This window comes from Antricoccus suffuscus (assembly GCF_003003235.1).
Lineage (GTDB): Bacteria > Actinomycetota > Actinomycetes > Mycobacteriales > Antricoccaceae > Antricoccus > Antricoccus suffuscus.
In genome coordinates, this window is record NZ_PVUE01000015.1 from 42762 (window position 1) to 63005 (window position 20244).

Here is a 20244-nt window from a genome sequence, read left to right on the forward strand (position 1 = left end):
TGTTGCGAAACGGTACATATGTGACCTTTTGGCGACGAGAAACGCCCGCACGACGGTACGTACTCATGAGTCGTGCGCTAGGAGCTCGCGGACGGTCGGTTTAGGGACGCGCAGAGATGGCGGCGTCGAGGTCCTTGATCAGGTCGTCGGTGCTTTCGAGCCCGACCGACAGCCGGACGAGGCCGTCGCTCAGTCCGATCGCCGCTCGGCCCTCCGGACCCATCGCCCGGTGCGTGGTCGTCGCCGGATGAGTGATCAGGGACTTCGCATCGCCGAGGTTGTTGGAGATGTCGATCGTGCGCAGGCCGTTGAGGAGCGCGAAGGCCGCGTCCTTACCCGTGCCCGCGCCGGCGTCGAGCTCGAAGGTGATCACCGTGCCGCCGCCGCTCATTTGCTGCGTCGCCAGTTCGTGCTGCGGATGTGACTCCAAGTAGGGATAGAGCACCCGGCGTACGGCGGGCTGACTTTCCAGCCAGCCGGCGATCGTCAGCGCCGACCGCACCGAGTAGTCCACGCGCAGTGACATCGTCTCCAGGCCCTTGAGCAGCGTCCACGCGTTGAACGGGCTGAGCGCCGGGCCTGTATGGCGCATCAGGTGCTTGACCGGACCGTTGACGAAGTCGTCGGTCCCGAGGATCGCGCCGCCGAGGACCCGCCCTTGACCGTCCATGTGCTTAGTGCCGGAATAGACGACCACATCTGCGCCAAGCTCGAGGTTGCTCTGCAGCAGCGGGGTAGCAAAGACGTTGTCGACGACCACCTGGGCGCCAGCCGCGTGCGCGAGCTCGCTGACGGTACGCACGTCCACCAGCTCCTGCAGTGGGTTGGACGGTGACTCGAAGAAGACGGCGGTGGCCGGGGTCGAGAGGGCTGCCTCCCACTGCGCGAGGTCGCTGCCGTCGACGAAGTCGGTCTGGACGCCCCACCGCGGCAGGAGCTCATTGAGTACGACGAAGCAGGACCCGAAGAGACTGCGCGAGGCGACTACGCGATCGCCGGCGGCCAGCAGGGCTGCAAGGGCATTGAATACGGCAGACATCCCGCTTGCTGTTGCGAAGCAGGCTTCGGCGCCTTCGAGGAGCCGCAGCCGTTCCTGAAAAGCCGCGACGGTTGGGTTTCCGTAGCGCGAGTAGACGAAGCGTTCGACCTCGCCGGCGAACGACGCCTCCGCGGCTTCGGCCGACTCGAAGACGTAACCCGATGTCAGAAAGAGCGCCTCGGAGGTTTCATCAAACGGGGTCCGGTCCAGTCCGCCGCGCACCGCTCGTGTCTGCGGGCTCCAGCCGGCAACGAGGTCGCGCTCTGCGTTGGGGTCCAGTCGCGGCATCGTCATTTCTTCTTCCATGGCTGGTCGCTCTGTTGCCATCCACCGTCGGCCTCGAAGCCGCCGAGGATGTTGTACGCCGTATGGCCCGCCTCGGTAGCGACGACGGCCGAGTCGATCGAACGACGACCGGAGCGGCACAGGAAGAGGATCTCTTTTCCTTTGAGGTCGGCGATCTCGTCCAAGAAGTCGGGATTGCGAGAGCCGTCGCCACGGTTCCACTCGACGAAAACGGCCGGCGTACCCACGTCATCGGTGACCGGTACGCCGACCTGCTCCCACTCGTCGACGGTGCGTACGTCGACGAGTACGGCACCCTCGCGCAGTTTGTCGACGGCTTGGCTGACGGTCAGGTCTCCGGCGTACGTCATGAGGTCTCCTGGGTATGCGTAAGGATGTGGGGTTGAACAACGGCCTGAGCGGCGACGACCTGGCCGGCATTGACGGTCACCGAAGGGCTGCCGTAGAGGACGTAGCCGTCGTCCAGGGCTGCGGAGATCTTCTCGCAGAACGAGCGGTCGTCGGTGCCGGTGAGGAGGCGGTAGGACAGGGGAGCGTCAGGCGACGCGGGGTCAGACACGGGTGTTCTCCTTTTCGCGCTTGCAATGATCTTGCCGAGTAATCACCTGAGGCACCCCGCCGCAAAAAGAGGGTTGCCGGCCAGCAAGTCAGGGCTTAGCGCTGGTCCTCATTACTCTGTACCGCTTAGTATACTCACGGCTTCCGAGCTCCGTCGACCAGGTTGTGGTACGGCGCTCAATGCATTCCTTGGTCCGCACTTGGAAGTGTGCTAGGACTGGTGCAAGGCGGCTCCGTGATATCGGTCACGGCTCGGCGAACCGCCTCCGCGAAGCAAGGGAGCACACTGTGAGCGACAGACTTGGCTTTGGCATTTTCATGGCCCCGTTTCACCCGGCCGGGGAGAACCCGACGCTGGCCATCCAGCGAGACCTGGAACTGGTGGAGCATTTGGACCGGCTCGGGTACGACGAGGCATGGATCGGTGAGCATCACTCCGCCGGCAGTGAGATCATCGCGTCGCCGGAGATCTTCATCGCGGCGGCCGCCGAACGGACCAAGAACATCCGACTCGGCACCGGCGTCACCTCGCTGAGCTACCACAATCCGCTGTGGGTCGCCGAACGCATGGTGCTGCTCGATCACATGACCCGTGGGCGGGTCATGCTCGGCGTCGGACCCGGGTCCCTACCCACGGACTCGGCCATGATCGGGCTGGACCCGACCGACACCCGCGAGTTGCTGCCGGAGGCCCTCGACATCGTCGTACGTCTGCTCAAGGGCGAAACGGTCACCCAGCAGACCAGGACGCACAACCTCATCAACGCTCATCTGCATCTGGCGCCGTACTCCAAGGAGCTCGAGATCGCGGTCGCGGCCGTCGCCTCACCCAGCGGACCGCGCCTCGCCGGCCGTTACGGGCTCGGCTTGCTATCAATTGGCGCCACCCTGACCGCCGACGGTTTCGACGCGCTCGCGCTGCACTGGGACGTCATGGAAGAGCGTGCCGAGACCTACGGCGTCACCGTCGACCGCGACGCGTGGCGGCTGGTCGGAATCATGCACATCGCCGAGACCCGTGAGCAGGCCTACAAGGACGTCGAGTTCGGCATCGAGCAGTGGTTCAACTACTTCCAGAAGATTGCCGCGTTCCCGCAGATGGGCGTCGAGGGCCACAACCTCAAAGAGATGATCGACTTCGTCAACGAGGCCGGCGTAGGCGTGATCGGCACGGTGGAGGACGCCAAAGCCCAGGTGGAGAAGCTCAAGAATCAGTCCAAGGGGTTCGGCACGATGCTGTTGATGGCGCACGAGTGGGCCAACCCCGAGGCCACCCGACGGTCTTACGAGCTCATCGCGCAGCACGTGATGCCGCAGTTCCAGGGCCAGTCCGCCGCCACGATCGAGGCGCGCGATATCGCCAGCGGTAAGCAGAAGGAGTACTCCGATCAGCAGCTCGCCGCGGTCGCGCACATGACCGAGAAGTACCAGGCGGAGGTCGCCGCAAAAGATAAGTAGCACCGATAACCAAAGAAGTGCCGGGGTACGGCGAGCGCGCGGCTCGTCGTACCCCGTTGTCTGCCCGATAGCAGCTGCGGTCGGGACGCCGCGATCGGCTCACCTCGACCGTCAATGCCTATAACTACAATGCCTAGCGCTACAAGGTATGCTGGCATACCTGGGAGGCGCCATGAATATCGACAAGGATCTGGTCGCCGCTATGGCGACCCCACTGGTGCTCGCGATCCTCGCGAAGGAGCGGAGCTACGGGTACGCCATTCTCAAGCGGGTGCGCGAGCTCTCCGGCGGGGATCTCGAGTGGACCGACGGCATGCTTTACCCGCTGCTTCACCGCCTGGAGCGGCTGGAGTACATCAGCGCCGAATGGGGGAAGTCGTCCGAGGGCAGGCGGCGTCGCTACTACGACATCACGGACTCCGGCCTCGCCCAGCTGGCCGAACAGCGGAACCAGTGGGTCGCCGCGACACGGACGCTTGGAAGTATCTGGGGTCCGGCGTTTCCGGCCGCGGGAACATGAGCATGGATACGGTCGAAAGCCTGATCGGTGAGTGGCGGCAGGCCATCCTGTGTGGGCGCGCCGTTGATGCAGCTGACGCTGAGGAGCTCGAGAGTCACCTGCGCGAACAGGTCGACGAGCTGAGGTCGGCAGGGCTCTCTCGCGAGGAGGCGTTCCTGATCGCGGTCAGGAGACTCGGCGCGGTGGACGCCATTACCGCCGAATACGCCCGCGAACACGGCGACCGGCTCTGGAAGCAGCTCGCGATGCCGCGCCCCGGCCGAAGTGGCCGCGGACCGCTGGTGATGATGCTCGGGTTCGCGGTTCTGACGGCCGTGCTGCTCCAAGTTGGTCGGCTCTTCTCGGGGGCGCCCGATGCGACCAGCATGTGGTTCGTGCGGGACGTCGGCTTTTTCGTGCTGCCGGTGCTCGCCGGATACCTTGCGGTGGTACGCCGGATGCCACGCAATCGGATGTTCGCGCTCGCCGCACCGGTAGTCGTGCTCGCGGTCGCGATAAACGTCTTCCCGTTCGCTCACAATGCGACCACCGACGTGCTGGTGGCGATCCACCTGCCGATTGTGTTGTGGTTCGTCGTCGGTGTGGCGTACGTCGGCGGCGACGTACGTTCGCCGGGACGGCGCATGGACTTCATCCGGTTCACCGGAGAGTGGGGGATCTACTACGCGCTCATCGCCCTCGGCGGCGGCGTACTGCTTGGCCTGTCGGCGCTCGTGCTGACGCCTATCGCGCCGCATGCCATCGAGGGCGTCATGCTCTGGGTTGCCCCCTCGGGTGCAGCGGGTGCCACCGTCGTTGCGGCGTGGCTCGTCGAGGAGAAAAAGAGTGTCATCGAAAACCTCGCGCCCGTGCTGACGGCGATATTCACGCCGCTGTTTGCCGTGATGCTGGTGGTGTCCGCGGTTGGCTACCTGGTGGCCGGTGTTGGGCACGAGTTCGACCGCAATTTGCTAATCGTGTTCGATGTCCTGCTGTTGGTCGTCTTGGGGCTTGTGGTCTACGGGATCTCCGCCCGGGAGTCCGGACGATCAGCGGGGTTGATGGATGCGCTCCGCCTTGCCGCGGTGGGCGCGGCGATCGTGCTCGATGTCCTGGTGCTGGGATCGATGGTGGCACGGGTCGGGGAGTTCGGGTTCACGCCTAATCGGATCGCGGCACTCGGGTTGAATCTGGTGCTGCTAGCGAATCTTGCGGTGACGGCCTGGCTCATCGGCCGATTGCTTGGCGGGAAGGCTCCGGCGGTGCGTCTGGAGCGGTGGCAGACGGGGTATTTGCCGGTATTCGCGGGGTGGGCGACCATCGTGGTGCTGGTTGTGCCGGGCATATTTGGGTTTAGGTGAGGGCTGGGCGTCATTGCTGAGCTCACCAACCGGTCGACTAACGTACGGCGCATGACCGAGTCTGTGGATCTGCCCGAGGCGTTTTATCTTCCGAAGGGCGACGGGCGGTTCGAACCGACGTTCGCGACGATGAGTCCATGGAACGCCGATAGCCAGCATGGCGGTCCACCTTCGGCGTTGCTGGCGACCTGCATGGACGATCTCGCCGGCGGTCCGGGCCTGCGACTGGCACGCGTCACCGTCGACTTCCTGCGGCCGATCCCGCGTGCGGAATGCACCGTCGAGGTCGCCGTTACGCGGCCGGGCAGCCGGGTCCGTAAGAGTGAAGCGTCGATGTCGGTCGGCGGGGAGGTCGTCGTACACGCCAGCGCCTGGCATATCGCAACCGGTGCCCAGCCGCCCGACCTCGGCGTACACGACCAGGCGGTCGAACCACTCCCGGATGAGCAACCGCAGACCTACTTCCCAGGTATCGGACGGTGGGGGTACGGCGAGGCCATCGAATGGCGGTTTGCACTCGGCAGCTACGGCCAACAGGGCCCGTCGAAGGTCTGGACCCGGATGCGCATCCCGCTGATCGCCGGACGCGAACTGACCGGGCTTCAGCACGCACTCACGGTCGCCGACTCGGCCAACGGCTTGTCCAACGCGCTCCCGTTCGGCGAGTGGCTATTCATCCCGCCGACTATGACCCTGACGCTGCTTCGCCATCCGGTAGGCGAATGGGTCTATATGGATGCCCAGACGACCTTGGCGAACGACGGGGTGGGGATCGCGCGGGCCGACCTCGCCGACAACGACGGCGCCATCGGCACCGCGATGCAACCCCTTCTGGTTGCACCTCTCTGAACCGCGATTTGGCGGATCAGTAAGTTGAAGGCATGGCTGATCAGAACTCGCACCCCATCCTCGAACGTCATCTTTTCGGTCCCGGGCCGACAAACGCCTATCCGGAAGCGACTGCCGCGCTCGGCCTGCCGTTGCTCGGACACCTCGATCCGGAGTTCCTGCGGATCCTCGACGACACGTGCGCGGATCTGCGTACGGCGTGGGGGACGACCAACAAGCGCACCCTGCCGCTGTCGGCGACCGGCTCGGCCGGCATGGAGGCCGCGTTCGTCAATACGGTCGGACCCGGTGACGTCGCGGTCATCGCCGTCAACGGCTTGTTCGGTGAGAGGATGTGCGACGTCGCCGCCCGCGCCGGTGCGGAGGTCGTACGAGTCGACCATGAGTGGGGTACGCCGGTAGACGCGCAGAAGGTCGCGGATGCGCACCCAAACCCGAAGGTGATTGCCGCCGTACACGCCGAGACCTCGACCGGCGTGCGATCGGACATGGCAGCGCTCGGCGCGCTCAAGGGCGACGCGCTGTTGATCGCCGATGCCGTCACCTCGATCGGCGGGATTGAGCTGTGCGCCGACGAGTGGGGCATCGACGTCGGCTACGCCGGCACCCAGAAGTGCCTGGGCGTCGCGCCCGGGCTAGCGCCGTTCACCATCTCCGATCGCGGATTCGAGCGCCGCATCGAGAAGCCGCAGTCCTGGTACCTCGACCTCGGCATGCTCGGCGGGTACGTCGGTGAGGCCACCGGCGGCCGCACCTACCACCACACCGCGCCGGTTGCGATGGTTCGCAGCCTGCACGCCGGACTCAAGCGGGTACTCGCCGAGGGTCTGGAAAACGTCGCCGCGCGACACTACGCCGCCGGGCAAGCGCTGCAGGACGGCCTGCAGGAGATGGGCCTCGAGCTGTTCGCGCAGGACGGTTTCCGGCTGCCCGAGCTGACCACCGTCAAGGTGCCCGAGGGCGCCGACTCGGCGAAGGTCCGCGGCTACCTGCTCAGCGAATACAACATCGAGATCGGCGCGGGAGCGGGCAAGTTCGCCTCGACCGTATGGCGGATCGGCCTGATGGGCCCCAACGCGCGGCCGGATTCGGTAGCGCTGCTGCTGGCCGCTATCAAGGACGCGCTCGCCGCCACCAAGTAACCCGATTCCAAACAGCACCTCCCACGAAAGGTCGATTAAAAATGCGTGTCGTAGGCGTCATGGAGTTCAACGGGCCGCAGGCTCTTCAGGTGTACGACGTACCCGAGCAACACGCGGGTCCGGGTGAGGTGCGGCTCAAGGTCTCCGCAGCGGCCGTCAACCCGACCGACACCTACATCCCGACCGGTCAACAGCGCCGGCCGAACGACACGCAGACAATCGAGCCGCCGTACGTTCCAGGTATGGACGCGGCCGGTGTCATCGACGAGATCGGCCCCGACACGCAGACCGACCTGAAGGTGGGCGACCGAGCCATGGGGATCGTCATCCCGAAGGGTGCGCACGGCGGCTACAGCGAGAGTCTCGTACTCCCGGTCGGTTCAGTGGCGAAGGCCCCCGCCGGCACGAGCCACGTCGAGGCTGCGACCCTGCCAATGAACGGGCTCACCGCGCGGCTCGCGCTCGACCTGTTGAAGCTGCGCCCTGGGCAGACTCTGCTCGTCACCGGCGCGGCCGGCGCGTTCGGCGGCTACACGGTGCAATTGGCCAAGGCCGATGGACTGCGGGTCATCGCCGATGCGGCCGAAAAGGACACCGAGCTAGTTAAGGCACTCGGGGCCGACGTAATCCTGCCGCGCGGCGACGACCTAGCGGCGCGGGTTCGCGAAATCGAGCCGGACGGCGTAGATGCTGTTGCGGACGGCGCACTGCTCAACGAACTGGTGATTCCGGCCATCCGCGACGGAGGAGCGCTCGCGGCGGTACGCGGTTTCAAGGTCGCCGAAGAGCGTGGGATCGTGAGCCACCCGGTGTGGGTGCGCGCCTATGCCGAGGAGCAAGGAGCGCTCGACACGCTGCGTCAGCAGACCGAAGACGGCGTAGTGACGTTGCGGGTCGCGCGCACGTTTCCGGCCGCAGAGGCCGGGGCGGCACAGCAGATGCTCGCCGCCGGCGGCGTACGCGGCCGCCTCGTCATCGAGTTCTAAGGTCTGCCGGAGTTATCGAGTTCTAGGTCAGCCGGACTTGCGGCGGAAGGTGCGACCGCCGCCCGCCTTGCGGTGCTCCCCGTGGATCTTCGAGTCGCCGTGCGCCTCTGCGGCGGCACTGTCATCGCTGTGTTTCTTGTTCTTGCGGTTAAGCGCGTCGAGGAACTTCGCCTTGACGTCGTCTACGGTGCCCTCCTGAGCCGCCGACTGATCCGGATCGGGCGCGCTGGTGTCGGGCGTTGATTCACTCATGCGGACTATTTAACGCTACGACGCAAGCGAATTCGCCGGGCCGCACCGACAGGCATGTGAGTACGTCGGTGTAGGCGCCTAGCATCGTGGACATGGCTTCGCTGTTTGAGATCACTTCACCGGACGAGCCGCAGCAGCGAGCGGACTCCGACGACCCGAATGCGCCGCTTGCGGTGCGGATGCGCCCACACGGGCTCGATGAGGTGGTCGGGCAGCAGCATCTGGTCGGTCCGGGTACGCCGCTGCGCCGGATCGTCGAGGGTGACACCGCGATGTCGGTGATCCTCTACGGCCCACCGGGCACCGGCAAGACCACCCTTGCGCACGTGATCGGGCATGCCACGGATCGGCGCTTTGTGCAGTTGTCCGCGCTCAACGCCGGCGTCAAAGACGTGCGCGCGGTCATCGAGGAGGCCAACAAGCGCAAGCTGCGCGGCGGCGAGCAGACGATCCTGTTCATCGATGAGGTGCACCGCTTCTCCAAGACCCAGCAGGACTCGCTGCTGTCGGCGGTAGAGCAACGCACCGTGGCGCTGATCGCGGCGACCACCGAAAATCCATTCTTCGCGCTCGTCTCGCCGCTATTGTCGCGCTCGCTGCTGCTGACCCTCCAGCCACTCACGGACGAGGACGTGCAGGCGGTCATTTCCCGTGCGCTGGTCGACGAGCGGGGGCTCGGCGATCACTACAAGCTGACCCCCGACGCGCTCGATCACATCGTTCGTACGGCGGCCGGCGACGCACGGCGTGCACTGACGTCGCTCGAGGCCGCCGCCGACATCGCCCACGGCGACGGGCTTACGCAGATCGACTCGGACCTGGTCGCGAAGGCCGTCGACATCGCGGCCGTCCGCTATGACCGCGACGGCGACCAGCACTACGACGTGGCGAGTGCCCTGATCAAGTCGATCCGCGGGTCCGACGTCGATGCCTCGCTGCATTACCTCGCGCGGATGATCACCGCCGGTGAAGACCCGCGTTTCATCGCCCGCCGTCTGGTCATCTCGGCCAGTGAGGACATCGGGATGGCCGATCCGAGCGCGTTGCAGACTGCGGTCGCGGCGATGCAGGCCGTGCAGTTCATCGGCATGCCCGAGGGCCGGATCCCGCTGGCGCAGGCGGTCGTACACCTCGCGACGTCACCGAAGTCCAACGCGGCGTACGCCGCCATCAACGAGGCCATCGAGGACGTACGCCGCGGTGCGCTTGGCGCGGTGCCGCCGCACCTGCGCGACGGTCACTACGCCGGCGCCAAAAAGCTCGGCCACGCTACCGACTACGTCTATCCGCACGCGCTCGACGAAGGCGTCGCGGCGCAGCAGTACGCGCCGGACGAGATCGACCGGCACGACTACTATCGGCCTACCGCGCGCGGCGCGGAACGCGCGATCGGTGAGCGTCTGGGCAAGATTCGCCGGATACTGCGGGGCCGGTGAGGTCACGGGCGTTCGCGCCGGCGGACCTAAACGGTAGTCTCATGCGCGACCCCGTTCGTCAACGATGAAGGAGCACCCCGTGTCCGGTGGACAGATCGCCGCGTTAATTGCAGCTGGCGCATTTCTGTTGCTTGTCCTCCTGCTTGCCGTCCCGATCCTCAAGCTCGGCCGCACCCTGGACGAGGCGACGCTTGCCATTCGTACGACGCATGAGGGTGCGACCCCGCTGCTCAGCAACGCGGTCGACACGGTCAAGCACGTCAACACCAATCTGGAGAAGGTTGACGGCATCACCGCGAGCGCGGCAAGTATCGGCAGCAATGCCGCGGCCCTGACGTCGGTCGTGGCGAGCACGATCGGGGGCCCGCTGGTCAAGGTCGCGTCGTTCACGTACGGCGTGCGCAAGGCCGCGACCAACCGCTCCAAGGCCAAGAAGTAGGAGGCTGACATGCGCCGAATCTTCTGGCTCGCCATGGGCATCACCATCGGGGTACTCGTGGTGCGCAAGGCCTCGAAGGCCGCCGAACAGCTCACTCCCAATCATCTTGCTAACCGCACCGGCAACGTCATCGCCGACTTCGGTACGTCGATGAAGAAGTTCGCCGACGACGTACGTGTATCCATGAAGCAGCGCGAGGTCGAAATCCGTGAAGGCGTCGGATTCGACGGCACGCTCGGTGCTAAGGCCGAGGACAATAAGGACTAATGAAAACTTCCGATATCCGGGCGCGGTTCCTTGGCTTTTTCGAGGAAAACGGCCATACCGTCGTACCCAGTGCAAGTCTCATCTCCAATGATCCGACGTTGCTGCTGGTCAACGCCGGCATGGTGCCGTTCAAGCCATATTTCACCGGCGAGCTCGCGCCGAAATGGGACCGCGCCACCAGCGTGCAGAAGTGCGTGCGCACCGTCGACATCGAAGAGGTCGGTCAGACTAGCCGACATGGCTCGTTTTTCCAGATGTGCGGCAACTTCTCCTTCGGTGACTACTTCAAGAAGAAGGCCGCTCGATACGCCTGGGAGCTGATGACCAAGTCGCAGTCCGACAGCGGATTTGGCTTCGACGAGTCGCTGCTGTGGGTCACGGTGCACACCGACGACGACGAGGCCCACGACATTTGGGCCAACAAGATCGGCATCGACTCCTCCCGCATTCAGCGGCTCGGCAAGGACAACTTCTGGGACATGGGCGTGCCGGGACCATGTGGCCCCAGCTCGGAGATCTTCGTCGACCGCGGCGCCGAGTTCGGCCCGGACGGCGGCCCCGAGACCGGCGGGGACCGCTTCGTCGAGCTGTGGAATCTCGTGTTTATGCAGTTTGAGCGCGGCGCGTCCGAGGCGGGCGCGGGCAAGGGCTACGACTTCCCGATTCTCGGCGACCTGCCGGCCAAGAACATCGACACCGGCCTCGGCCTCGAGCGGGTGGCGACCCAGCTGCAGGGCGTCGACAACCTTTTCGAGATCGACGAGGTCTACCCCGTGCTCGACCGGGCGGCCGCGCTGTCCGGCAAGAAGTACGGCGCCGACCACGAGGACGACGTACGCCTGCGGGTGGTCGCCGATCATGTGCGCACCGGCCTGATGTTGATGGCCGACGGCGTGACCCCGGCCAACGACGGGCGCGGCTACGTGCTGCGTCGGATGTTGCGTCGCGCGGTCCGTTCGATGCGCCTGCTCGGCTACGACGACCCGGCCTTCCCGGAGCTGTTTTCGATCGCCCGTGACTCGATGAAGTCGTCGTACGCCGAGGTCGACACCGACTATGAGCGGATCAGCGACTACGCATACGCCGAGGAAGAGCAGTTCGCGAGCACGCTGCGCGCCGGCACGACGATCTTCGACACCGCGGTCGCCGACACCAAGCGCGCCGGTGGCTCTCAGGTCTCGGGTGACAAGGCATTCCAGCTGCACGACACGTATGGCTTCCCGATCGACCTGACCCTCGAAATGGCTGCCGAGCAAGGCATCTCGGTCGATGAGGACGGCTTCCGCCGGCTCATGGGCGAGCAGCGGGACCGCGCGAAGGCCGACGCCGCAGGGCGCAAGCTCGGCGGCGCGGACTCGTCGGCGTACCGCAAGATCCTCGACACGTCCGGTACGACGACCTTCACCGGGTACGCCGAGATCGAACGCGAGTCACGAGTGGCCGGCCTCATCCGCGCCGGCCAGGGGATTCGCGGCGCCGGCGAGGGCGAGGAAATCGAGATTGTCCTCGACTCCACGCCGTTCTATGCCGAAGGCGGCGGTCAGCAGCCCGACAACGGCATCATCACCATCGGCGACGGTCAGGTCGAGATCTTCGACGTACAAAGTCCGCTGCCGGGTCTGATTGTGCACCGCGGCCGCGTGTTGTCCGGCGAGGTGACTGACGGGTCGAGTGTGCTGGCGTCGGTCGACATCAACCGCAGGCGCGCGATCTCGCGGGCCCACACCGCGACACATCTGATCCACCAGTCGGTCCGCGCCCATTTGGGCGAGTCGGCGACTCAGGCGGGTTCACTCAACGCACCCGGGCGGTTGCGATTCGACTTCCTGACTCCTGGCGCCGTACCGGCCAGCGTGCTTGCCGATGTCGAAGAGGAAGTCAACGCCATCCTCATGGACGACCTCGAGGTACGCGCGTTTCTCACCACCCAGCAGCACGCCCGCGAGATCGGTGCGATGGCCCTGTTTGGCGAGAAGTACGGCGACACTGTGCGCGTCGTTGAGGTCGGTGACTACGCGCGTGAATTGTGCGGAGGCACGCACGCTGCGCGGTCCGGTCAGCTCGGCATGGTCAAGCTGCTGTCCGAGGCGTCGATCGGATCCGGCGTACGACGGGTCGAGGCGCTGGTCGGACTCGACGCGTTTCAGTTCCTGGCCCGGGAGCACGTGCTCGTCGCGCAGCTCGCGGAGAGTTTCAAGGTCCCCGCCGACGAGGTCCCGGACCGCGTGGCGTCGGTGGTGGAAAAGCTCAAGGCCGCCGAGAAGGAGATCGCCAAGCTCAAGTCCGGCGCGATCCTGGACAAGGCCGCGGACTATGCGGCCGGCGCGACCGACGTCTTCGGTGTGTCGTTTGTCGGCGTCGAAGGCCCGCCCGGGCTGGCCGGCAACGACCTGCGTTCGCTTGCACTTGACATCCGCGGCCGGATCCCCGCCGATCGTCCAGCGGTGGTGGCGGCGACCACGACCAGCGACAAGGGTGCCTCGTTCATCGTCGCGACCAACGACAAGGCACGTGAATGGCGGCTCGGGGCCGGCGAGATCATCAAGGTCCTCGCCGAGCCGATGGGCGGACGTGGCGGCGGCAAGGACGACATCGCGCAGGGCGGCGGCACCAATGCTGCCGGCGCGGCGGAGGGGCTTCGGCGTACCGAGCACTGGGTCGGACAGCGGGTCACCGGGTCGCTATGAGCGCACCGGGTTGGACCCGTGGGCGGCGTCTGGCAGTTGACCCTGGCTCGGTTCGTGTGGGGATCGCGGTGAGTGATCCTGACGGCATTTTGGCGACCCCGCTGCAGACGCTGAAGCGTGACAGGCACGGCCGCACCGACATCGCCGCGATCACTGCGATCGTCACAGAATACGAGGTCGTCGGCGTAATCGTCGGTCGCCCGACGGGGCTGTCCGGTCGCGCCGGGGCCGCGGTTGCTGCGGCGGATGAGTACGCCGACCTTCTCGCCACCGCGCTCGCGCCCATTCCAATACTGCGGCAAGATGAACGACTCACTACGGTGAGTGCGACCCGTGCCCTTCACCAGGCCGGGATGAACAGCAAGAAGCAACGCGCGGTCGTCGACCAGGCGGCCGCGGTCGTGATCTTGCAACAGTGGCTGGACGCCGCGCATGCGGCGGATCGGCGAAGTTCTGGGATCTGACCGCAATCAGGCCGTAAGATTCGGATGTTCTGGGGAGGGGGTCCCCGCAACACCGATGGCTTCAACCGCACCACCTCGTCGCCGAGTCGGTGTCGAGACGACCGGGAGTAGGGCAACAAGTGGCTAGACGTGCTGAGGAGCTTGATGAGGTGTACGACGATCAGCACGAGTCTGGAGTGCACGAGCTGGGTGGGCTGATTGCCGACGACCTACGCAGACAGAGCCGTCGTGGCGGCAACCGCCGGCGTAACCCGATAATCGTCGCGCTTCTCGTGGTCATCGTGGTTGGCATCGCCGCGACCGCGGTCTACTTCGGTAAGCAGTTCATCAGTGGTTTTGGCTCCGTGCCGGACTATGCCGGCAATGGCGACAAGACCGTCAACGTCCGAGTCAACTCCGGCGACTCACTCAGCACCATCGCCACCACCCTAGAGAAGTCTGACGTCGTCAAGTCGGCGAAGTCCTTCACCGAGGCGGCCAAGAAAAACAGCAAGGCCAACTCCATCCAGCCGGGCCTCTACGCCCTGAAGACCAAGATGAGCGGCAAGAATGCGCTCAACCTCCTGCTCACTCCTTCGGCGCGGCTCACCCGCAAGGTGACGATCCCCGAGGGTTATAGCGTCGCGCAGACCCTCGCCGCTATCTCCGAGAAGGGCGACGTGCCGCTAGCCGAGCTGCAGAATGCGCTCAAGGACGTCCAAAATCTGGGCCTGCCGAAGTGGGTACCCAACGTCAACGTCGTACTCGAGGGTTTCCTCGCGCCCGGCACGTACGAACTCGACCCGGGTGATACGCCGCTGGAGATCCTCCAGAACATGGTCGCCAACTTCCAGCAGCAGGCCGGGCAGGTTGGCTTCGAGGCCGGCGCCAAGGCAGTCGCGCAGACGCCGTACGGCGCTCTGATCATCGCCTCGCTCATCGAGCGAGAGGCGAAGTGGGATGACGAACGCGGCAAGATCGCGCGGGTTATCTACAACCGCCTCGCCGTTCCCATGCCGCTGCAGATCGACGCGTCGACGGCGTACGGCGCCGGCAAATCGGGCAAGGATCTGACCACCGCGGACCTGCAGAACGCCGCTAACCCGTACAACCTTCGGGTGTTGCCCGGGCTGCCGCCGACACCGATCTCCAATGTCAGCGAAGCGTCCATGAAGGCGGCTATCAACCCCGAACCCGGCCCGTGGCTCTACTACGTCGTCAACTCCGCGGACGGCCATCACTTCTTCACCAACGACCCGGCTGCGTTCAACGCCGCCGTCACGCAGTGCAAGGCCAACGGCTGGTGCTGACCGATTCATGCGCGCCGGGTCGTGCCTGACCGCCCGGTGACCACGGCGCGCGCCTGCGCCGTGGTCGGTTCTCCGATCGCGCATTCTCTTTCGCCGGTGCTGCACCGCGCGGCGTACGCCGACCTCGGCCTCGACGGGTGGACCTACGGGCGGATCGACGTACCGGCCGGAGACCTCGCCTCGGTGGCCGCCACGCTCGCCGCCGACGGACTCGGCGGGCTGCCATGCGGCGGACTCTCGGTCACCATGCCCGGCAAGAAAGAGGCGCTGGCGCTGGCGGTCCGGCGTACCGATGCCGCCGTAGCGATCGGCGCGGCCAACACGCTCGTGCCGATCTTCTCGGGTGACTCGGTCGCGGGCTGGACGGCGTACAACACCGACGTCGACGGCGTGCTTGGCGCGCTCGGCGAGGTCGCACTCGGGCGGGTCGACGATCTGCGGGTACTAATCGTGGGAGCGGGCGGCACCGCCGCGGCCGCCGTCGCGGCAACGGCCAGGCTGGGGGCGCACCAGGCCGAGGTCGTCGCGCGCAGCGCAGAACGTGCCCAGCCGGTCGTCGCGGCCGGCGCCGGACTGGATATCGCCGTCACGGTCCGCGACTGGACCGACGCGGCGTCGCTGATCGGCGAGGCTGACGTCGTGATCTCCACGGTCCCGCAGGGCGCCGCGGACCATCTCGCGCACGCTCCCTGGCGCAGGGGAGCGGTGTTGCTCGACGCCGTGTATGCCGGAGGGGACACCGCGCTGATGAGTGCGGCGGCGGCCGCGGGAGTGCGAGTCGCCGGCGGACGCCTGATGTTGCTGCATCAGGCCGTGGAACAGGTCCGGCTGATGACCGGACGCGATCCGGACCTCGACGTCATGCGAGCGGCGCTCCTTTCTGCCTAGTTCGGCGTCGTTGAGATCGTGGCGTGCGCGTCTAGTCCTGGGTAGCTGTGCAGGGAGACCCGCGGGCAGATGTGTATAAGTACGCAAAACCCGCGTCGGCATGTGAGGCTGGTCGTCGACCTATGAGGAGGCGATGTGGCGACTGGCGTCATCGTGTGTGCCCTCCTGGACTGTGCCGTCCTGGTGTGTGCCGGCATAGGCCTCCTGGCCGGGCCGTTGCTCGCCGCGCTCATCGTTTGCGCGCCGAAGGGCCGGGCCGCCGTCCACTGGTCGGTGGTTTACGGCGCCGGAGCCTCGGTTCGTAGTCGGGTCGTCGCGAGCGTGGCCGCCTGCCTCGCGCTAACCCCGTTAGGACTGCTGCCAACCGTCGTGGTTCCCGTGGCCGTCGTCGTCGTACTTGCCGGCGTCGTACTGGCCGCGATCGACATCCGACTGCACCGGCTGCCCGACCTCGTCGTACTCCCTGCAGTGGCGCTCACCGTCGTCGTGGGCGTGGCGAGCGCCATCGGGTACGACGCCATCGACCGGCTGCTTCCGATGCTGTTGACGGGCGCCGGACTGTTCGGTGGCTGCTACCTGATCGCGCTTGCGGCGCCGTCGGCGTTTGGCTTCGGCGACGTGAAGTTGGCCGCCCTCATCGGGCTCGCCATCGGACAGATCGCGCCGAGCCTGCTACTTGTGTGGGGTGTGCTGCTGGCGCCCGCGGCCGTCGTATCGATCATCGCCGAGCGGCTCGTCGTACGGGATCGGCCGGCTCGTGGGCTGAAGACACAGGTCGCCTTCGGTCCGGTGATGCTCGGCGCGGTGTGGCTGCTCTACCTGCTGGTCGCGTTGCGCGCCTAACGGTTGCGCACGTAACGCTCGGTTCGCGGCCTCGCAACCGCACAAATGTATCGTTCGGCAGCGTCCACGGCGAAGTCTTGCTGCCGAACGGCACAAATGTTCGATCGAGCTGGCTTCGAACGGACGGATCAGCGGACTTTCGCGACGGATCAGCGGACTTTCGCGACGGATCAGCGGACTTTCGCGACGGATGGGCGGTGCGGGAGTGGCTGAATGCGAGGTGAGAGAATCGTCGGCATGCTGCGTTGGCTCACCGCCGGTGAATCTCATGGACCGATACTCACCGCTATTTTGGAAGGTCTGCCTGCGGGCGTACCTATCACCACCGAGGTGATCCAAGGCGAACTCGCGCGCCGGAGGCTCGGTTACGGCCGCGGCGCGCGGATGAAGTTCGAGCAGGACGCCGTAACCGTGGCCGGCGGCGTACGCCATGGCCGCACGCTCGGCTCACCGATTGCGATCCACGTCGGCAATACCGAGTGGCCTAAGTGGGAGACCGTGATGTCGGCGGACCCGGTCGCTCAGGAGGTGCTCGACGAGCAGGCCCGCAACGCGCCGCTGACCAGGCCGCGACCTGGCCACGCGGACCTCGCCGGGATCCAGAAGTACGGGTTCGACGACGCGCGGCCCGTCCTCGAACGCGCCAGCGCCCGGGAGACCGCCGCCCGGGTAGCGCTCGGCGCCGTCGCCAAGAGCTTCATCCGCCTCACGACCGGGGCCGAGGTCATCAGCCACGTCATCGAGCTCGGCTCGGTTGTCGCCCCCGACGGTGTGGTGCCCGCGCCGGGTGACTTGCAACGAGTCGACGATGACCCGATGCGTTGCGCTGATCCGGAAACCTCGACGGCCATGGTCGCCGAGGTCGACGCCGCGCGCAAAGCCGGAGACACCCTCGGCGGAGTCGTCGAGGTCGTGGTCGAGGGCCTGCCGATCGGGCTGGGCAGCTACACGCACTGGGACCGCCGCCTCGATTCGCGGCTGGCCGCTGCGCTGATGGGCATCCAGGCGATCAAAGGAGTCGAGATCGGCGACGGTTTCGCGACGGCACGGCGCCGCGGCTCGGCCGCACACGACGAGATCGACGGCGGCGACGCTGGTATTTCGCGCCGCAGCAACCGGGCCGGAGGCATCGAAGGCGGCATGACCAACGGCGAACAGCTTCGAGTACGCGCCGCGATGAAGCCGATTTCTACCGTGCCGCGGGCGCTTGCCACGATAGACATCTCCACCGGCGACGAAGCGGTCGCGATCAACCAACGCAGCGACGTGTGCGCCGTGCCGGCGGCCGGTGTGGTCGCCGAGGCGATGGTCGCGTTGGTCGTCGCGGACGCCATCATCGAGAAGTTCGGCGGCGACAACATCACCGAGACCACCCGCAACATCGTCGCCTACAACGACAACCTGGGTGTGAAGTGACCCGGCCCGCCGTCGTCCTGGTCGGTGCGCCCGGTTCGGGCAAGTCGACCGTCGGACCGCTGCTGGCCGAAGCGCTTGGCCTGCCGTTTCGCGACGTCGACCACGACATCGAGCAGCGCACGGGCAAGGCGATCAGCGACATCTTCCTCGACGATGGTGAGGAACGCTTCCGGGAGCTCGAGCATGCCGCCGTGCTCGACGCGCTGACCGAGCACGCCGGCGTGCTGTCACTCGGCGGCGGCGCCGTACTCGACGCAAAGACTCGTGCCGCGCTGGCCGACCACCGGGTCGTGTGGCTGACGGTCTCGCTCGCCAATGCGACCAAGCGGGTCGGTCTGGGTACGACGCGGCCGGTGCTTAACTTCAACCCACGCGCCACCCTCGGTTTCCTGATGGAACAACGTGCGCCGCTGTACGCCGAGGTGGCCACGATTGAGTTCGACACGTCCGATCGCGATCCGCAGGACATTGCCGCAGAGCTGGCCCGGCTACTGCAGGAGTCGCCGGCATGAGCGTCGTCGTCACGGTCAACGGCGCCGCGCCGTACGACGTGGTCATCGGTCGTGACCTGACCGGTCGGCTTGCCGAGATGGTCGCCGGAGCGGCACGGGTGGCGATCATCCACTCCGCCCCGCTGACCGCGCGGGCCGAGACGATCCGCGGTGCGCTCGGTGACGGTGCGCACCTGATCGAGGTACCGGACGCCGAAGCGGGCAAGACCCTCGCGGTCGCCGGCGCGTGCTGGGATCGGCTCGGTGAGCTCGGGTTCACCCGCACCGACGCGATTATCGCGCTCGGCGGCGGGGCGGTCACCGACCTCGGCGGATGGGTCGCGGCCGCCTGGTTGCGCGGCGTACGCGTCGTACAGGTTCCCACGACACTGCTTGGCATGGTCGACGCCGCGATCGGCGGCAAGACCGCGATCAACACCGCCGCCGGCAAAAACCTCGTGGGCGCGTTCTATCCGCCGGCCGGGGTGCTCTGCGACCTCGACGCGCTCGTCACGCTGCCCAAGGACGATTACGTCGCGGGACTGGGCGAGATCATCAAGGCCGGGTTCATCGCGGACCCGCGCATCCTCGAACTGATCGAGGCCGACCCGCAGGCCGCGACCGACCCCAGCGCCGAGGTCAGCGCGGAGCTCATCCATCGCGCGATCGCCGTCAAGGCGCGCGTGGTCGGGGAGGACCTCACCGAACAAGGCCTGCGCGAGATCCTCAACTACGGGCACACGCTCGGGCACGCGATCGAGAAGGCCGAGAACTACCGCTGGCGACACGGCGCGGCCGTCAGCGTCGGGATGATCTTCGCCGCGGCGCTCGGCCGGCTCAGCGGACGCCTGGACGAGGGGACCGCGGGTCGCCACCGTGCGATCCTGACCTCCGTCGGACTGCCCACGTCGTACGCCGGCGCGCCCTGGTCGCAACTGCACGACGCGATGCGGGTGGACAAGAAGGCGCGCGCCAACCGGCTACGCTTCGTCGTACTCGATGGTCTGGCCTCGCCGGCCATCTTCGACGACCCGGACGACGCGCTGCTTGAAGCGGCGTACGCCGAGGTCACGCAGGAGGGAGTCAGGTCGTGAGTGCTACTCCACGCGAGGTACTGATCCTCAACGGGCCCAACCTGGGCCGGCTCGGCACCCGGGAACCAGAGATCTACGGCGCCACGACGTACGCCGACCTGGTTGCGCTGTGCGAGAAGGTCGCGACCGAGTGCGGTTTGACCGCCGACGTACGCCAGACCGACGACGAAGCGCAGATGCTGGGCTGGCTGCACGAGGCTGCCGACAGCGAGAGCCCCGTGGTACTTAACCCGGCTGCCTGGAGCCACTACTCGATTGCGCTGCACGACGCGTGCGCGATGCTGACTGCGCCGCTGGTCGAGGTGCACATCTCCAACATCCACACCCGCGAACGGTTCCGGCACCATTCGGTCGTCTCGGCGACCGCGGCCGGCGTCATCGCGGGGCTGGGCGTCGATGGGTACGCCGCGGCGATCCGCTGGCTGGCAGAGCACGCCTGACTCCGCGTGGCCCACGCCCTCGCGGCGTACGACGAACGCC

General features: G+C 66.6%; 22 protein-coding genes and 1 riboswitch. Of the genes, 18 read left to right on the forward strand and 4 right to left on the reverse strand.

What is annotated here, in order from left to right; translation table 11 throughout:
* Window positions 1-100: 100 nt before the first annotated feature.
* The 3 genes from CLV47_RS15860 to CLV47_RS15870 are packed head-to-tail and all read right to left on the reverse strand — an operon-like array spanning window position 101 to window position 1904.
* The gene (locus CLV47_RS15860; RefSeq protein ID WP_238145467.1) at window positions 101-1333 is read right to left on the reverse strand and encodes an O-succinylhomoserine sulfhydrylase; all 1233 of its coding nucleotides are present in this window, start codon (window positions 1331-1333) and stop codon (window positions 101-103) included.
* Window positions 1330-1695, reverse strand: coding sequence for a rhodanese-like domain-containing protein (locus tag CLV47_RS15865; RefSeq protein WP_106350041.1), 366 nt, complete (start codon window positions 1693-1695; stop codon window positions 1330-1332). Before CLV47_RS15865 ends, CLV47_RS15860 begins: the two co-directional genes overlap by 4 nt.
* Entirely contained in the window at window positions 1692-1904 is a 213-nt protein-coding gene (locus CLV47_RS15870; RefSeq protein ID WP_106350109.1) for a DUF1737 domain-containing protein, read from the reverse strand. Before CLV47_RS15870 ends, CLV47_RS15865 begins: the two co-directional genes overlap by 4 nt.
* Window positions 1905-1915: 11 nt before the next feature.
* A riboswitch (SAM riboswitch) is annotated at window positions 1916-2020 on the reverse strand.
* A gap of 171 nt (window positions 2021-2191) precedes the next feature.
* On the opposite strand from CLV47_RS15870, the gene CLV47_RS15875 reads away from it, so the two are divergent.
* From CLV47_RS15875 to CLV47_RS15900, 6 genes are all read left to right on the forward strand, one after another.
* Entirely contained in the window at window positions 2192-3361 is a 1170-nt protein-coding gene (locus CLV47_RS15875; protein ID WP_170111113.1) for an LLM class flavin-dependent oxidoreductase, read from the forward strand.
* A 172-nt stretch (window positions 3362-3533) separates the two neighbouring features.
* Complete coding sequence (locus CLV47_RS15880; RefSeq protein ID WP_106350110.1) at window positions 3534-3881, forward strand: PadR family transcriptional regulator; 348 nt, start codon at window positions 3534-3536, stop codon at window positions 3879-3881.
* Between the two features lie 2 nt (window positions 3882-3883).
* Window positions 3884-5221, forward strand: coding sequence for a permease prefix domain 1-containing protein (locus tag CLV47_RS15885; RefSeq protein ID WP_106350043.1), 1338 nt, complete (start codon window positions 3884-3886; stop codon window positions 5219-5221).
* Between the two features lie 51 nt (window positions 5222-5272).
* Window positions 5273-6070, forward strand: a complete 798-nt coding sequence (locus tag CLV47_RS15890) for a thioesterase family protein (protein ID WP_106350044.1) — start codon at window positions 5273-5275, stop codon at window positions 6068-6070.
* 32 nt (window positions 6071-6102) lie between these two features.
* A complete protein-coding gene (locus CLV47_RS15895) occupies window positions 6103-7212 on the forward strand; it encodes a pyridoxal-phosphate-dependent aminotransferase family protein (protein WP_106350045.1) in 1110 nt (369 codons plus the stop codon).
* A 41-nt stretch (window positions 7213-7253) separates the two neighbouring features.
* The gene (locus tag CLV47_RS15900) at window positions 7254-8198 is read left to right on the forward strand and encodes an NADP-dependent oxidoreductase (RefSeq protein WP_106350046.1); all 945 of its coding nucleotides are present in this window, start codon (window positions 7254-7256) and stop codon (window positions 8196-8198) included.
* Window positions 8199-8225: 27 nt separating this feature from the next.
* On the opposite strand, the gene CLV47_RS15905 is transcribed toward CLV47_RS15900, so the two are convergent.
* Window positions 8226-8450 carry a DUF5302 domain-containing protein gene (locus CLV47_RS15905; protein WP_106350047.1) on the reverse strand — a complete coding sequence of 75 codons (225 nt, stop codon included), beginning with the start codon at window positions 8448-8450 and terminating at the stop codon, window positions 8226-8228.
* A 92-nt stretch (window positions 8451-8542) separates the two neighbouring features.
* Between CLV47_RS15905 and CLV47_RS15910 the strand changes: the two genes are divergently transcribed.
* From CLV47_RS15910 to aroQ, 12 genes are all read left to right on the forward strand, one after another.
* Window positions 8543-9886, forward strand: a complete 1344-nt coding sequence (locus CLV47_RS15910; protein ID WP_106350048.1) for a replication-associated recombination protein A — start codon at window positions 8543-8545, stop codon at window positions 9884-9886.
* A 79-nt stretch (window positions 9887-9965) separates the two neighbouring features.
* Entirely contained in the window at window positions 9966-10325 is a 360-nt protein-coding gene (locus tag CLV47_RS15915) for a DUF948 domain-containing protein (protein WP_106350111.1), read from the forward strand.
* A gap of 9 nt (window positions 10326-10334) precedes the next feature.
* A complete protein-coding gene (locus CLV47_RS15920) occupies window positions 10335-10592 on the forward strand; it encodes a DUF6167 family protein (RefSeq protein WP_106350049.1) in 258 nt (85 codons plus the stop codon).
* On the forward strand, window positions 10592-13279 hold the full coding sequence (alaS, locus tag CLV47_RS15925; protein ID WP_106350050.1) for an alanine--tRNA ligase: 2688 nt from the start codon (window positions 10592-10594) through the stop codon (window positions 13277-13279). The genes CLV47_RS15920 and alaS overlap by 1 nt, the downstream gene beginning before the upstream one ends.
* Window positions 13276-13743 (forward strand): Holliday junction resolvase RuvX, encoded by a 468-nt coding sequence (ruvX, locus tag CLV47_RS15930; RefSeq protein ID WP_106350051.1) that lies wholly within the window; start codon window positions 13276-13278, stop codon window positions 13741-13743. The genes alaS and ruvX overlap by 4 nt, the downstream gene beginning before the upstream one ends.
* A gap of 119 nt (window positions 13744-13862) precedes the next feature.
* Window positions 13863-15032: an endolytic transglycosylase MltG gene (gene mltG / locus CLV47_RS15935; protein ID WP_170111114.1), complete on the forward strand. Its 1170-nt coding sequence runs from the start codon at window positions 13863-13865 to the stop codon at window positions 15030-15032.
* Window positions 15033-15053: 21 nt separating this feature from the next.
* The gene (locus CLV47_RS15940) at window positions 15054-15920 is read left to right on the forward strand and encodes a shikimate dehydrogenase (RefSeq protein WP_202862632.1); all 867 of its coding nucleotides are present in this window, start codon (window positions 15054-15056) and stop codon (window positions 15918-15920) included.
* Window positions 15921-16055: 135 nt separating this feature from the next.
* Window positions 16056-16763, forward strand: coding sequence for a prepilin peptidase (locus tag CLV47_RS15945; protein WP_106350054.1), 708 nt, complete (start codon window positions 16056-16058; stop codon window positions 16761-16763).
* A gap of 213 nt (window positions 16764-16976) precedes the next feature.
* Window positions 16977-18179 carry a chorismate synthase gene (gene aroC / locus CLV47_RS15950; protein WP_272946802.1) on the forward strand — a complete coding sequence of 401 codons (1203 nt, stop codon included), beginning with the start codon at window positions 16977-16979 and terminating at the stop codon, window positions 18177-18179.
* On the forward strand, window positions 18176-18691 hold the full coding sequence (locus tag CLV47_RS15955) for a shikimate kinase (protein WP_106350056.1): 516 nt from the start codon (window positions 18176-18178) through the stop codon (window positions 18689-18691). Before aroC ends, CLV47_RS15955 begins: the two co-directional genes overlap by 4 nt.
* Window positions 18688-19764 carry a 3-dehydroquinate synthase gene (aroB, locus tag CLV47_RS15960; RefSeq protein ID WP_106350057.1) on the forward strand — a complete coding sequence of 359 codons (1077 nt, stop codon included), beginning with the start codon at window positions 18688-18690 and terminating at the stop codon, window positions 19762-19764. The genes CLV47_RS15955 and aroB overlap by 4 nt, the downstream gene beginning before the upstream one ends.
* Window positions 19761-20204 (forward strand): type II 3-dehydroquinate dehydratase, encoded by a 444-nt coding sequence (gene aroQ / locus CLV47_RS15965; protein ID WP_106350058.1) that lies wholly within the window; start codon window positions 19761-19763, stop codon window positions 20202-20204. Before aroB ends, aroQ begins: the two co-directional genes overlap by 4 nt.
* Window positions 20205-20244 lie beyond the last annotated feature (40 nt).